General features: G+C 57.7%; 9 protein-coding genes. 8 read left to right on the top strand and 1 reads right to left on the bottom strand.

The window, feature by feature from the left end; translation table 11 throughout:
• Positions 1-110: 110 nt before the first annotated feature.
• Genes murQ through tadA form a run of 4 tightly spaced genes read left to right on the top strand, consistent with a single transcriptional unit; the run spans position 111 to position 3,584 of the window.
• Positions 111-1,007 carry an N-acetylmuramic acid 6-phosphate etherase gene (murQ, locus tag CU081_RS10265; RefSeq protein WP_003860700.1) on the top strand — a complete coding sequence of 299 codons (897 nt, stop codon included), beginning with the start codon at positions 111-113 and terminating at the stop codon, positions 1,005-1,007.
• 9 nt (positions 1,008-1,016) lie between these two features.
• Positions 1,017-2,381 carry a PTS transporter subunit EIIC gene (locus CU081_RS10270; RefSeq protein WP_039268993.1) on the top strand — a complete coding sequence of 455 codons (1,365 nt, stop codon included), beginning with the start codon at positions 1,017-1,019 and terminating at the stop codon, positions 2,379-2,381.
• A gap of 3 nt (positions 2,382-2,384) precedes the next feature.
• Positions 2,385-3,020 (top strand): phosphatidylglycerophosphatase C, encoded by a 636-nt coding sequence (gene yfhb / locus CU081_RS10275; RefSeq protein ID WP_003860696.1) that lies wholly within the window; start codon positions 2,385-2,387, stop codon positions 3,018-3,020.
• 24 nt (positions 3,021-3,044) lie between these two features.
• Entirely contained in the window at positions 3,045-3,584 is a 540-nt protein-coding gene (tadA, locus tag CU081_RS10280) for a tRNA adenosine(34) deaminase TadA (RefSeq protein WP_022651606.1), read from the top strand.
• Here the strand turns inward: tadA and mltF are convergent.
• On the bottom strand, positions 3,472-5,022 hold the full coding sequence (gene mltF, locus CU081_RS10285; protein WP_022651605.1) for a membrane-bound lytic murein transglycosylase MltF: 1,551 nt from the start codon (positions 5,020-5,022) through the stop codon (positions 3,472-3,474). The two genes, tadA and mltF, sit on opposite strands and share 113 nt — an antisense overlap.
• 267 nt (positions 5,023-5,289) lie before the next feature.
• On the opposite strand from mltF, the gene purL reads away from it, so the two are divergent.
• The 4 genes from purL (at position 5,290) to glrR (ending at position 13,226) form a co-directional block, all read left to right on the top strand.
• On the top strand, positions 5,290-9,177 hold the full coding sequence (gene purL / locus CU081_RS10290; protein WP_022651604.1) for a phosphoribosylformylglycinamidine synthase: 3,888 nt from the start codon (positions 5,290-5,292) through the stop codon (positions 9,175-9,177).
• Between the two features lie 532 nt (positions 9,178-9,709).
• The gene (gene qseE, locus CU081_RS10295) at positions 9,710-11,143 is read left to right on the top strand and encodes a two component system sensor histidine kinase QseE/GlrK (RefSeq protein ID WP_003860691.1); all 1,434 of its coding nucleotides are present in this window, start codon (positions 9,710-9,712) and stop codon (positions 11,141-11,143) included.
• A complete protein-coding gene (qseG, locus tag CU081_RS10300; RefSeq protein ID WP_022651603.1) occupies positions 11,140-11,892 on the top strand; it encodes a two-component system QseEF-associated lipoprotein QseG in 753 nt (250 codons plus the stop codon). Before qseE ends, qseG begins: the two co-directional genes overlap by 4 nt.
• On the top strand, positions 11,889-13,226 hold the full coding sequence (gene glrR, locus CU081_RS10305; protein WP_003860687.1) for a two-component system response regulator GlrR: 1,338 nt from the start codon (positions 11,889-11,891) through the stop codon (positions 13,224-13,226). The genes qseG and glrR overlap by 4 nt, the downstream gene beginning before the upstream one ends.
• Positions 13,227-13,228: the final 2 nt, after the last annotated feature.

The following is a 13,228-nucleotide window of genomic DNA, read 5'->3' on the forward strand; positions in this document are numbered from 1 at the left end:
CTGGCGAAAATGTGATTACCCGCGCAAATACGAATTATGCTCGCCTGAATGAATTTTATATTCCATTATAGTGCGTTTATTATGAATTAAAAATTCCAGAGGTAAATAACATGAATCTAGGCTCTCTTGTTTCTGAAACGCGTAACCCGCAAACCATGGATCTTGATGCACTGTCCACGCTGGAGCTGGTAAACCGCTTTAATCAACAGGATACCCTCGTCGCGCTGGCAGTCAAAGAGACATTGCCCGAGGTGGCGAAAGCCGTAGACGCCGCTGCCGACGCTCTGAAAGCAGGAGGACGCATTATTTATATGGGGGCGGGTACCAGTGGGCGCCTCGGTGTGCTGGATGCCTCAGAATGTCCCCCGACGTTTGGCGTTCCGCACGGTCTGGTCGTTGGCCTGATTGCCGGTGGCCCCGGCGCGCTGCTGAAAGCGGTGGAAGGGGCAGAAGATAATAAACAGCTTGGGGAGGACGATCTCAGGGCGCTGAACCTGACCGCGCAGGATCTGGTCGTCGGGCTGGCGGCTTCTGGTCGTACGCCGTACGTCATTGGTGGGCTGGAATACGCCAGACAGACGGGATGTACCACGGTGGCCATCTCCTGTAACCCGGGTTCGCCGATTGCGCAGGTGGCCGCCATTGCCATCTCTCCGGTCGTCGGGCCGGAAGCGCTCACCGGCTCCACGCGCCTGAAATCCGGAACCGCACAGAAGCTGGTGCTCAATATGATCTCCACCGGCGCGATGGTGAAATTTGGCAAGGTCTACCAAAACCTGATGGTGGATATGCAGGCCACCAACGTCAAGCTGGTGGACAGAGCCTGCCGCATGGTGATGGAAGCGACAGGCGCCAGTCGTGAAGAGGCGGAAAAGGTGCTTCAGCAGACCGATCACGATGTAAAACCCGCCATTCTGATGATATTAACCGGGCTGGATGCAGCCGCGGCCAGAGCCAGGCTTGAAGCCCATCACGGGTTTTTACGGGCGGCATTAGAACATCAATAAGAGGCGTTTATGGACAAAACAGCAGCGCTCGCCAGCGACATCCTGCTTGGGATCGGTGGGGAAAAAAATATTCAGCGTCTGGAAAACTGCATGACGCGTGTACGCGTCGAGGTGTACAACGACGAAAAGCTTGATTTAACGCGCCTGAAGCAGCTCCCCGGCGTGAGCGGGTACGTTAAACAGGGGCAACAGCACCAGCTGATTGTCGGTCCGGGCAAAGCGGCGCAGGTGGTTGATGCCATGCGCGCCCTGATGACGGGCAGTGAAACGGCTCCCGCCTTTGACGACGCGGAACGCACCAAAGCGCAGGCGAAAGCCAAATACAAAGCCCCCATGAGCGATGCGCTGCGCCAGCTGGCAAACGTCTTTATTCCTCTTATCCCGGCGTTTATCGCGTCGGGGCTGATCTCCGGGATTATCAATATCCTCAAGCGTCCGGATATTGTCGGGAATTTCGCCACCCAGTATCCGAACCTGCTGGGTATTCTGGCGATTTTCGGCAGCGCGGTATTTGCCATCATGAATATTCTGGTGGGGGTGAACACGGCCAAAGTGTTCGGCGGCTCGCTGGCGATGGGCGGCGTAATGGCGGGTATCCTCTCCAGCCCGCAGCTGGCGCAGATTACGCTGTTTGGCGAGGCGCTTCAGCCTGGCCGCGGTGGGGTGATTGCCGTGCTGCTGGTGGTCATTCTGATGTGCTGGGTTGAGAAAAAGCTACGCGCGTTGCTGCCAGGCTCGATTGAACTGATCCTCAACCCGCTGCTGACCACATTGATTACCGGGAGCGTGGCGATTGTGGCGCTGCAACCGTTAGGCGGCGCGATCTCTGAAGCCATCGCCCACGGCGCGTCTCTGGCGATCGATCGCGGCGGGCTGCTGGTGGGGGCCGTGCTGTCCGGGACCTTCCTGCCGTTAGTGCTGACCGGTCTGCATCAGGGGCTGGTGCCGATCCATGTCGAACTGGTACAGGCGCACGGCTATAACGCACTGCTGCCGATCCTGTCGATGGCGGGCGTTGGGCAGGTCGGCGCGGCCATCGCGGTGCTGATGAAAACCCGCAACGCGCGTCTGAAAAAGGTCATTAAAGGGGCGCTGCCGGTCGGGTTACTCGGTATCGGCGAACCGTTGATTTTCGGCGTGACCTTGCCGCTGGGTAAGCCGTTCCTGGCCGCCTGTCTCGGTGGCGCGGTGGGCGGGGCGTTAATCAGCTACTGGAAAGTGGCGACCGTCATTACCTTCGGGATCTCCGGTTTACCGCTGGCATTAACCATCGTGACCGGAAAAGTGATGCTCTATCTGTTAGGCTATCTGGTAGCGGTGATCGCCGGGTTCCTGTTTACCTGGCTGTTAGGATTCAACGACCCAGAGGAGTAAGGTTTGGCCAGTCACGAGCGTCGCGTTGTCTTTTTTGATCTGGATGGAACGCTGCATCAGCAGGATATGTTCGGCACCTTTATGCGCTACCTGCTACGGCGCCAGCCCCTTAACGCGTTGCTCGTATTACCCCTGTTACCCGTTATTGGCATCGCGCTGCTGGTGAAAGGCCGTGCAGCGCGCTGGCCGATGAGCCTGCTGCTCTGGGGATGCACGTTTGGTCATAGCGAAGCGCGCCTCAAGCAGCTCGAACAGGATTTTGCGCACTGGTTTCGCGGGCACGTCGCCGCGTTTCCCGTGGTACAGGCGCGCCTGACCAGCTATCTCGACGCCAATGATGCCGATATTTGGCTGATTACTGGCTCCCCGCAGACGCTGGTGGAGCAAGTCTATTTTGATACGCCCTGGCTGCCGCGCGTAAATCTTATCGCCACGCAGATCGCGCGCGGCTACGGCGGCTGGGTGCTCACCCTGCGCTGCCTCGGACATGAAAAAGTGGTGCAGCTGGAGAAACGCATCGGTACGCCGCTGCGTCTGTACAGCGGCTACAGCGACAGCAAGCAGGACAACCCGCTGCTCTATTTTTGCCAGCACCGCTGGCGCGTCACGCCTCTGGGCGAACTTCAGCAACTCGAATAGTCTTATCTGTACCGGCTGTGTATAATGCCGCCCGCTTTTCGACTGGAGTATCAGCCCTTGTCCAACCCTGAACACAATCATGAATACTGGATGCGCCATGCGCTGGCGCTGGCTCAGCGCGCCTGGGAAGAGGGCGAAGTGCCCGTGGGCGCGGTACTGGTCCATAACAATCAGGTGATTGGGGAAGGGTGGAACCGTCCGATTGGCCGTCACGATCCTACCGCGCATGCTGAAATTATGGCGCTGCGTCAGGGCGGACTGGTGCTGCAAAACTATCGTCTGCTTGATACCACCCTGTATGTCACCCTTGAGCCGTGCGTAATGTGCTCCGGGGCGATGGTGCACAGCCGAATCGGTACGCTGGTGTTTGGCGCGCGGGATGAAAAGACGGGCGCTGCTGGTTCACTGATGGACGTACTTGGGCATCCGGGGATGAACCACCAGGTGAAAACTATCGGCGGGGTACTTGCACCAGAATGTTCGGGTCTGTTAAGTGACTTTTTTCGAATGCGTCGGCAGCAGAAAAAGCAACAAAAGGCAGAATTGAAACCGCAGGGTGATTAAGCTCTTCCGGTGCGACCACCGGATAGCTTTCAGCCAGCTGTTGCGCCTCGGCCGCCTCTTTTTCTTTCTCCAGCAGATATCCCACCAGGCTTATCTGATACTTACGAATATTTTCCACGTAGGCATACGCTTCATGCCCGCGCGCATAGCCATACGTCAGCTTCTGGTACCACTGTTTCTGGCTAAGCAGCGGCAGGCGCTGTTTTACATCTGACCAACTGTCCGGATTACCTTTGGTTTTCGCCGTCAGCGCCCGCGCGTCGAGCATATGCGCATACCCCATGTTATAGGCGGCCAGCGCAAACCAGATCCGCTCCCCTTCCGGGACCGTCTCCGGCACTTTCGCCATCATATCCTGTAAATACTGCGCGCCGCCGCTGATGCTCTGTTCCGCATCGGTCCGGTCGCTGATGCCGAGGCTCTGGGCGGTATTTTTGGTCAGCATCATCAACCCGCGCACGCCCGTGGGGGAGGTGGCCTGAGCATCCCAGTGCGATTCCTGGTAGGAAATTGCCGCCAGCAGCTTCCAGTCAATCTCCTGGGCGTACTTCTCAAACAGCGGTTGCAGGTCCGGCAGCACGCTGTCCACCGCGCGCAGGAAGGTGCGGGTGTCAACGTAATCAAAATCGTCCCCGTGACCGAGATATTTCTCTTCCAGACGCGCCAGGGTGCCGTCTTCATTGATGGAATTAAAGAAATCGAGCATGGCCGCAGAGACGGTTTGATCGTCGTCCAGCTGGGTAAACCAGGTCACCGGCTGTTCGTCGGTCACATCCAGCGCCACGGCGATTTCAGGATGAACGCGCTGGAAAAGACTGATCGCCACCGAATCAGCAATGGTATAGGCCAGCTTTTTATCTTTTACCTGCTCCAGCAATTCGGTCGTGCCGAGTTTAGGATCGACCGTCCAGCTGAGGTTAGGGTATTTTTTCTCTTTCAACGCCCGCAGATCGTCAATCACCACATGGCCTGGCGCAATGGTCAATTGCTGGTCGGTGATGTCGGCCAGTGAGCGCGGGCGCAGGCTACCCACACGATAAACCACCTGCTGCGACACGGAGTAGTAGGTCGGGCCCGGCTGATAGTTTTTGCTGCGTTCGCTGTTGTACACCAGACCTGCGGCGAGAATATCGGCACGGTCATGGTCCAAATCATCAAACAGCTGGTTGATGTTCTGCCGCACGGTAACTTTCAGCTTCACGCCCAGATAGTCCGCAAACAGCTGTGCCAGTTCGTAATCAAGACCGATGGTTTTACCGTTGATATCGTCGTAAATAAGCGGGGAGGAGAGGGTACTGACGCGCAACTCCCCCCGCTCCTGAATGGCGGCGATACGGTTTTCGGCCTTGCCGAACCAGGGGATAGACGGCCAGAGGGCCACTGCCAGCAGCAACGTAACAATGCCGATGAGCAGATAATTAATCTTTAATTTTTTCAATTAGTTAATTCTCTGCGACGCCGGTTGCCTCAGTGTGCTGTAGTCATGTTAAGAGTAGAGTTTGCCATTGATTGAGCGGCATTTTGCGCAAAGTAGCGCCAGTTGGCAACCAATTAGAGAGACAGGTCACATCTATTGTTAAACATAAAGGATGATTTTATTTCGACGCAAACGGTTTCGTCGGCGCTCAGGATTCTCTATAATGACGCCCGTTTTCCCCCCTTGCGCACACTGTAAGCGCCCCGGCGCTTCGAAGACGAGAGACTTATGATGGAAATTCTGCGTGGTTCGCCTGCACTGTCTGCCTTCCGTATTAACAAACTGCTGGCACGTTTTCAGGCGGCCGACCTTCCGGTAAGCAATATTTACGCTGAGTATGTCCATTTTGCTGACCTGAATGCCCCCCTGAATGCAGAGGAGCGCGTACAGCTGGAACGTCTGCTTAAATATGGCCCAAGCCTGAGTAGCCATACGCCGACCGGCAAATTAATCCTCGCCACGCCACGCCCTGGCACCATCTCCCCCTGGTCTTCCAAAGCAACAGACATCGCTCACAACTGCGGCCTGAACCAGATTAACCGTCTGGAGCGCGGTGTGGCGTACTACGTGGAAGCCTCTACCCTGAGCGACGCGCAGTGGCAGGCGGTTGCGGCTGAACTGCACGACCGCATGATGGAGAGTGTGTTTGACTCTCTGGATGATGCGCAGAAACTGTTCTCCCACCATCAGCCTGCGCCGGTACAGAGCGTGGATCTGCTGGGGCAGGGGCGTCAGGCGCTGATCGACGCAAACCTGCGTCTTGGTCTGGCACTCGCAGAGGATGAAATCGACTACCTTCAGGATGCATTCGTTAAGCTGAATCGCAACCCGAACGACATCGAACTGTATATGTTCGCGCAGGCCAACTCCGAGCACTGCCGCCACAAGATTTTCAACGCCGACTGGATTATCGACGGCGAACAGCAGCCGAAGTCGCTGTTCAAAATGATCAAAAACACCATGGAGCAAACCCCTGACCACGTGCTGTCTGCCTATAAAGACAACGCCGCGGTGATGGAAGGTTCCGAGGTGGGCCGCTTCTTCGCCGATCGCGAAGCAGGGCGCTATGACTTCCATCAGGAGCCTGCGCATATCCTGATGAAAGTGGAAACCCACAACCACCCGACGGCGATCTCCCCATGGCCGGGTGCGGCGACCGGCTCCGGCGGTGAAATCCGTGACGAAGGGGCGACCGGTCGTGGTGCAAAACCAAAAGCGGGTCTGGTCGGTTTCTCCGTCTCCAACCTGCGTATCCCGGGCTTTGAACAGCCGTGGGAAGAAGATTTCGGCAAGCCAGAGCGCATCGTGACCGCGCTGGATATCATGACCGAAGGCCCGCTGGGCGGCGCGGCGTTTAACAACGAATTTGGTCGTCCGGCGCTGAACGGTTACTTCCGTACCTATGAAGAGAAAGTGGACAGCCACAACGGCGAAGAGCTGCGCGGCTACCACAAACCGATCATGCTGGCGGGCGGGATCGGCAACATCCGTGCCGATCACGTGCAAAAAGGCGAGATCGTCGTCGGCGCGAAGCTGATCGTGCTCGGCGGCCCGGCGATGAATATCGGTCTGGGCGGCGGTGCGGCCTCTTCGATGGCCTCCGGTCAGTCTGATGCGGATCTTGACTTCGCGTCCGTGCAGCGTGACAACCCGGAGATGGAGCGTCGCTGTCAGGAAGTAATCGACCGCTGCTGGCAGCTGGGCGATGCTAACCCGATTCTCTTTATCCACGACGTGGGAGCGGGCGGTCTGTCCAACGCCATGCCGGAGCTGGTGAGCGACGGCGGCCGCGGCGGGCGTTTCAACCTGCGTGACATCCTGAGCGATGAGCCTGGCATGAGCCCGCTGGAAATCTGGTGTAACGAATCCCAGGAGCGCTACGTGCTGGCCGTTGCGGCGGATCAGCTGCCGCTGTTTGACGAGCTGTGCCGCCGCGAGCGCGCGCCGTATGCCGTCATCGGTGAAGCGACCGAAGAGCAGCACCTGACTCTGAGCGACACCCATTTCGACAACCAGCCTATCGATCTGCCGCTCGACGTTCTGCTCGGTAAAACGCCGAAGATGACCCGCGACGTAACCACCCGTAAAGCGGCGGGCAAAGCGCTGGATCGCCAGGGCATCACCGTGGCACAAGCGGTCAACCGCGTGCTGCACCTGCCTGCTGTGGCAGAGAAAACCTTCCTGGTGACCATCGGCGACCGCACCGTGACCGGTATGGTATCCCGCGATCAGATGGTTGGCCCGTGGCAGATCCCGGTCGCTAACTGCGCCGTGACCACCGCGAGCCTCGACAGCTACTACGGCGAAGCGATGGCGCTGGGCGAACGCACCCCAGTGGCGCTGCTGGACTTCGCCGCCTCTGCACGACTGGCGGTTGGTGAAGCGCTGACCAACATCGCGGCGACGCAGATTGGCGACATCAAACGTATCAAACTTTCCGCGAACTGGATGGCCGCCGCCGGTCACCCTGGTGAAGACGCCGGCCTGTATGAAGCCGTGAAAGCGGTGGGTGAGGAACTGTGTCCTGCGCTCGGCCTGACCATTCCGGTGGGTAAAGACTCCATGTCGATGAAAACCCGCTGGCAGGAAGGTAACGAGCAGCGCGAGATGACCTCTCCGCTGTCGCTGGTGATCACCGCGTTTGCGCGCGTGGAAGACGTACGTCATACCGTTACGCCGCAGCTTTCCACTGAAGATAACGCCCTGCTGTTGATTGACCTCGGCAAAGGCCATAACGCCCTGGGCGCCACCGCGCTGGCGCAGGTTTACCGCCAGCTCGGCGATAAGCCAGCCGACGTGCGCGACGTCGCCCAGCTGAAAGGCTTCTACGACGCAATTCAGGCGCTGGTGGCGCAGCGTAAGCTGCTGGCCTACCACGACCGTTCCGATGGTGGCCTGCTGGTGACGCTGGCAGAGATGGCCTTCACCGGTCACTGCGGCGTTGAAGCAAACATTGCTACGCTTGGCGAAGACCGCCTGGCGGCGCTGTTTAACGAAGAGCTTGGCGCGGTCATTCAGGTACGCGCCGCAGATCGCGACGCGGTAGAAGCGATTCTGGCGCAGCACGGTCTGGCAGACTGCGTACACTATCTCGGTAAAGCGGTGCAGGGCGACCGTTTCGTGATTGAAGCCGACGGCCACGCGGTGTTCAGCGAAAGCCGCACCACGCTGCGTATGTGGTGGGCGGAAACCACCTGGCAGATGCAGCGCCTGCGTGACAACCCGGAATGCGCCGATCAGGAACACAACGCGAAGGCGAACGACAACGATCCTGGCCTGAACGTGAAGCTCAGCTTCGACATAAACGAAGACATTGCCGCGCCGTACATTGCGACCGGTGCGCGTCCGAAAGTGGCCGTGCTGCGCGAGCAGGGCGTTAACTCCCACGTTGAGATGGCGGCGGCCTTCCACCGGGCGGGCTTTGACGCCATCGACGTCCACATGAGCGACCTGCTGGCCGGGCGTACCGGGCTGGATGATTTCCAGGCGCTGGTTGCCTGCGGAGGGTTCTCCTACGGTGACGTGCTGGGCGCGGGCGAAGGCTGGGCGAAGTCTATTCTGTTCAACAGCCGCGTGCGTGACGAGTTCGAAACCTTCTTCCATCGTCCGCAGACGCTGGCGCTGGGTGTGTGTAACGGCTGTCAGATGATGTCTAACCTGCGCGAGCTGATCCCGGGCAGCGAAGCCTGGCCGCGCTTTGTGCGTAACCAGTCTGACCGCTTCGAAGCGCGCTTCAGCCTGGTAGAAGTAACCCAAAGCCCGTCTCTGCTGTTGCAGGGAATGGTGGGTTCGCAGATGCCAATCGCGGTTTCGCACGGCGAAGGTCAGGTTGAAATGCGTGATGCGGCGCACCTGGCTCAGCTTGAAAGCAAAGGACTGGTAGCGCTGCGCTTTGTTGATAACTTCGGCAAGGTCACCGAAACCTATCCGGCTAACCCGAACGGTTCGGCAAATGGCATTACCGCGGTCACCAGCGAAAGCGGTCGGGTGACCATCATGATGCCGCACCCGGAGCGTGTCTTCCGCACCGTGAGCAACTCCTGGCACCCGGAAAACTGGGGCGAGGACAGCCCGTGGATGCGCATTTTCCGCAACGCGCGTAAACAACTGGGTTAAGTTTCAACGCCCTGACTGTAGGCCCGGTAAGCGCGAGCGCCACCGGGCTTTTTTGTACCTGTCGCAAAATTGCGACAATCCTCTGGATTGAGTGTCTCCAATAAGAGACATTTAACCTGTTGATTTATATATGTCAGGACGGGTTCCCGTTAAGGTGTTGCTTAATAGCGACACTTAGCCTGGAAATCATTCACCTGACAATCAATGCATTTTAATAATAAAACGATTATTAATCATAAGGATAGTATCAATTTTTGCAATCTGGCACGCGCGTTGCATAATAGTAACCAGTGGCTCATTCACCTTCTTATGTCAGCCCCTTCGGGACGTGCTACATAAACTTCGAATGACGCACAAAAAGGTGCCTGCCGTCCAACTACTGATTATTGCAATGCTTTATCAGGCCAGGGCGAAACGTCGAGTTAGGCACCGCCTTATTCCATGACAAAGCCGGGTTTTTACCCGGCTTTGTTGTATCTGAAGGGCAGACTCAGTTACGCTCTCCTCAAACCCGGATGATGAGAGTAATGTGTTGAAACGCTGGCCCGCTTTCCCTCGCTCCCTGCGACAGCTCGTTATGATGGCCTTCCTGCTGATCCTGCTACCTTTGCTGGTTCTGGCGTGGCAGGCATGGCAAAGCCTGAATGCGTTAAGTGCCCAGGCGGCCCTGACTAACCGCACCACGCTTATTGATGCCCGCCGTAGCGAGGCAATGACCAACGCCGCGCTGGAGATGGAGCGTAGCTATCGCCAGTACTGCGTGCTGGACGACCGTACGCTGGAGAGGGTCTATCAGAACCAGCGTAAACGCTACAGCGAAATGCTGGATGCCCATGCCGGGGTCTTGCCGGATGACAAACTCTATCAGGCGCTGCGTCAGGATCTGAACGATCTGGCGCAGCTCCAGTGCAAAAACAGCGGTCCTGATGCCGCCGCCGCCGCCCGACTTGAAGCCTTCGCGAACGCCAATACGGAGATGGTGCAGTCCACCCGTACGGTTATCTTTTCCCGTGGTCAACAACTCCAGCAGGAGATTGCCGAGCGCGGCCAGTTCTTCGGCTGGCAGGCGCTGGTGCTGTTCCTCGTCAGCCTGGGGCTGGTACTGCTCTTTACCCGCATGATCATCGGCCCGGTAAAGGGGATCCAGCGGATGATTAACCGCCTGGGGGAGGGCAAATCTCTCGGGGATACGGTTGTTTTTAAAGGCCCGCGCGAGCTGCGCTCGGTCGGTCAGCGCATCATCTGGCTTTCTGAACGCCTGGCGTGGCTGGAATCGCAGCGTCACCAGTTCCTGCGCCATATCTCACACGAACTCAAAACACCGCTGGCCAGTATGCGTGAAGGCACGGAGCTGCTGGCAGACGAAGTAGCGGGGCCGTTAACCCCTGAGCAAAAAGAGATCGTGGCGATTCTGGATGCCAGTAGCCGCAATTTACAAAAACTTATTGAACAACTGCTGGACTATAACCGCAAGCTGGCGGATGGTGCTGTGGTGCTTGAAAGCGTTGAGATTGAACCGCTGGTGGACATGGTGATCTCCGCCCATAGCCTGCCAGCAAGAGCTAAAATGATGCATACCCAGGTGGATCTCAATGCGCCATCATGCCTGGCAGAGCCGATGCTCCTAATGAGCGTACTGGATAATCTTTATTCCAATGCGGTGCACTATGGTACTGAATCCGGTACCATTTATATCAGAAGCAATAACAACGGTTCGCGGGTATTTATTGACGTAGCGAATACGGGAAGCCCGATTCCGGATGATGAAAAAACGATGATCTTTGAGCCCTTCTTCCAGGGGAGTCATCAGCGAAAAGGTGCGGTAAAAGGAAGTGGTCTGGGGCTGAGTATTGCCCGCGACTGCATACGACGCATGCAGGGTGAGCTTAACATCGTGAGTGATGAACGCGCCGATGTCTGTTTTCGTATCGAACTGCCTCTTGAGCCGGAAAAATCAATGAAATGAATAACAACCTGGTGAGTATGTCACACGTCTTTTACCGCGCACTGCGCGCGGTGTTTTCCAGCAAAAATGTGCGCCTCAGCCTGCCCTGCTTACTGCTGGCCGGCTGTGTAACCCATGCACCAAAAAGTGCGATTAGCCACAAACAGGAAGATAAATGGCCGCAAAAACAGCTGGCCGATTTCCTTTCAACACGTTGCGATGATATCTGGAGCCTGTCGGGGCGTGATGTTGAATCCAATCCGCTGTTCTGGCTGCGCGGAATAGACTGCGCCCAGCGACTGGCGCCCGCCGAGGCCCGTGCCCAGGCGGCGATGCTGATGGACGATACCTGGCAGGACGCGTTTAAACGCGGGATCGTGATGGCGGATGCCAGAATCACGCCTGTCGAACGCCGCGCCAACGTGACGCGGCTGGATACTTACGTGATCAATATTCCCCTCCAGGTGCGCCCGGTTTATCAGCTCTGGCGGGACGGACAAACCCTGCAATTACAGCTGTCCGAAGAGCGTTTCCGCTACAGCAAATTGCAGCAGTCAAGCGACAGCGAGCTTGATGCGCTTCGCCAGCAGCAGGAGTCGCTGCGCGAGCAGCTGGAAACCACCACCCGCAAGCTCGAAAATCTGACCGATATCGAAAGACAGCTCTCGACGCGTAAGCCGGCAGGCAGCTATCTGCCCGATGGGTCGAAAGGCAACTCTGCCACGACGCCAGACAGTGAGACGCCGAAACAAGAGGATGTGAAGCCATGACAAGCCGTAAACCTGCCCATCTGTTACTGGTGGATGACGATCCCGGGCTGTTAAAGCTGCTGGGGATGCGTCTGGTCAGCGAAGGCTACAGCGTGGTCACCGCTGAAAGCGGGCAGGAGGGGCTGAAAGTGCTCAGCCGCGAGAAAATCGATCTGGTGATCAGCGATTTGCGCATGGATGAAATGGATGGCCTGCAACTGTTCACGGAGATCCAGAAGCAGCAGCCCGGGATGCCGGTGATTATCCTCACCGCTCACGGATCTATTCCTGATGCGGTGGCCGCGACGCAGCAGGGGGTATTCAGCTTCCTCACCAAACCGGTGGATAAAGACGCCCTCTATAAAGCGATCGACAGCGCTCTTGAGCACGCGGCGCCATCCGGCGACGACGGCTGGCGTGAATCCATCGTGACGCGTAGCCCTGTGATGCTGCGCCTGCTGGAACAGGCGCGGATGGTAGCGCAATCCGACGTTAGCGTGCTGATCAACGGCCAGAGCGGGACCGGGAAAGAGATCCTGGCCCAGGCGATCCACAACGCCAGCCCACGCAGTAAAAATGCCTTTATTGCCATCAACTGTGGCGCGCTGCCGGAACAACTGCTTGAGTCTGAGCTCTTCGGCCATGCCCGCGGCGCCTTTACCGGCGCGGTGAGCAGCCGTGAAGGGCTGTTCCAGGCGGCAGAGGGGGGCACGCTGTTCCTTGATGAAATTGGCGATATGCCCGCGCCGTTGCAGGTCAAACTGCTGCGCGTGTTGCAGGAGCGGAAAGTGCGTCCGCTTGGCAGCAACCGCGATATCGATATCAACGTGCGCATTATTTCCGCTACCCATCGCGATTTACCCAAGGTGATGGCGCGCAACGAGTTCCGCGAAGATCTCTACTATCGACTGAATGTCGTCAACCTGAAAATCCCGGCGCTGGCCGAGCGTGCGGAAGATATCCCGCTGCTGGCAAATCACCTTTTGCGCCAGGCCGCTGACCGCCACAAACCATTCGTGCGCGCGTTCTCCACCGATGCGATGAAACGCCTGATGACAGCAAGCTGGCCGGGCAACGTACGCCAGCTGGTGAACGTGATTGAGCAGTGCGTGGCGCTGACGTCATCGCCGGTGATCAGCGATGCGCTGGTGGAGCAGGCGCTCGAGGGGGAAAACACGGCCTTACCGACGTTTGCGGAAGCGCGAAACCAGTTCGAGCTGAACTATCTGCGCAAGCTGCTGCAAATCACCAAAGGCAACGTAACCCATGCGGCGCGCATGGCCGGGCGTAACCGTACCGAGTTTTATAAATTGCTCTCACGCCACGAGCTGGAAGCGAACGATTTTAAAGAGTAATA

The sequence above is a fragment of the Enterobacter sp. CRENT-193 genome, from assembly GCF_002787395.1.
GTDB lineage: Bacteria > Pseudomonadota > Gammaproteobacteria > Enterobacterales > Enterobacteriaceae > Enterobacter > Enterobacter hormaechei_C.

Excerpts from the sequence above, each read along its gene's own strand:
- murQ (WP_003860700.1), top strand. The coding sequence starts at position 111 with ATGAATCTAGGCTCTCTTGTTTCTGAAACGCGTAACCCGCAAACCATG.
- tadA (WP_022651606.1), top strand. The coding sequence starts at position 3,045 with ATGCCGCCCGCTTTTCGACTGGAGTATCAGCCCTTGTCCAACCCTGAA.
- CU081_RS10270 (WP_039268993.1), top strand. The coding sequence starts at position 1,017 with ATGGACAAAACAGCAGCGCTCGCCAGCGACATCCTGCTTGGGATCGGT.
- glrR (WP_003860687.1), top strand. The coding sequence starts at position 11,889 with ATGACAAGCCGTAAACCTGCCCATCTGTTACTGGTGGATGACGATCCC.
- qseG (WP_022651603.1), top strand. The coding sequence starts at position 11,140 with ATGAATAACAACCTGGTGAGTATGTCACACGTCTTTTACCGCGCACTG.
- purL (WP_022651604.1), top strand. The coding sequence starts at position 5,290 with ATGATGGAAATTCTGCGTGGTTCGCCTGCACTGTCTGCCTTCCGTATT.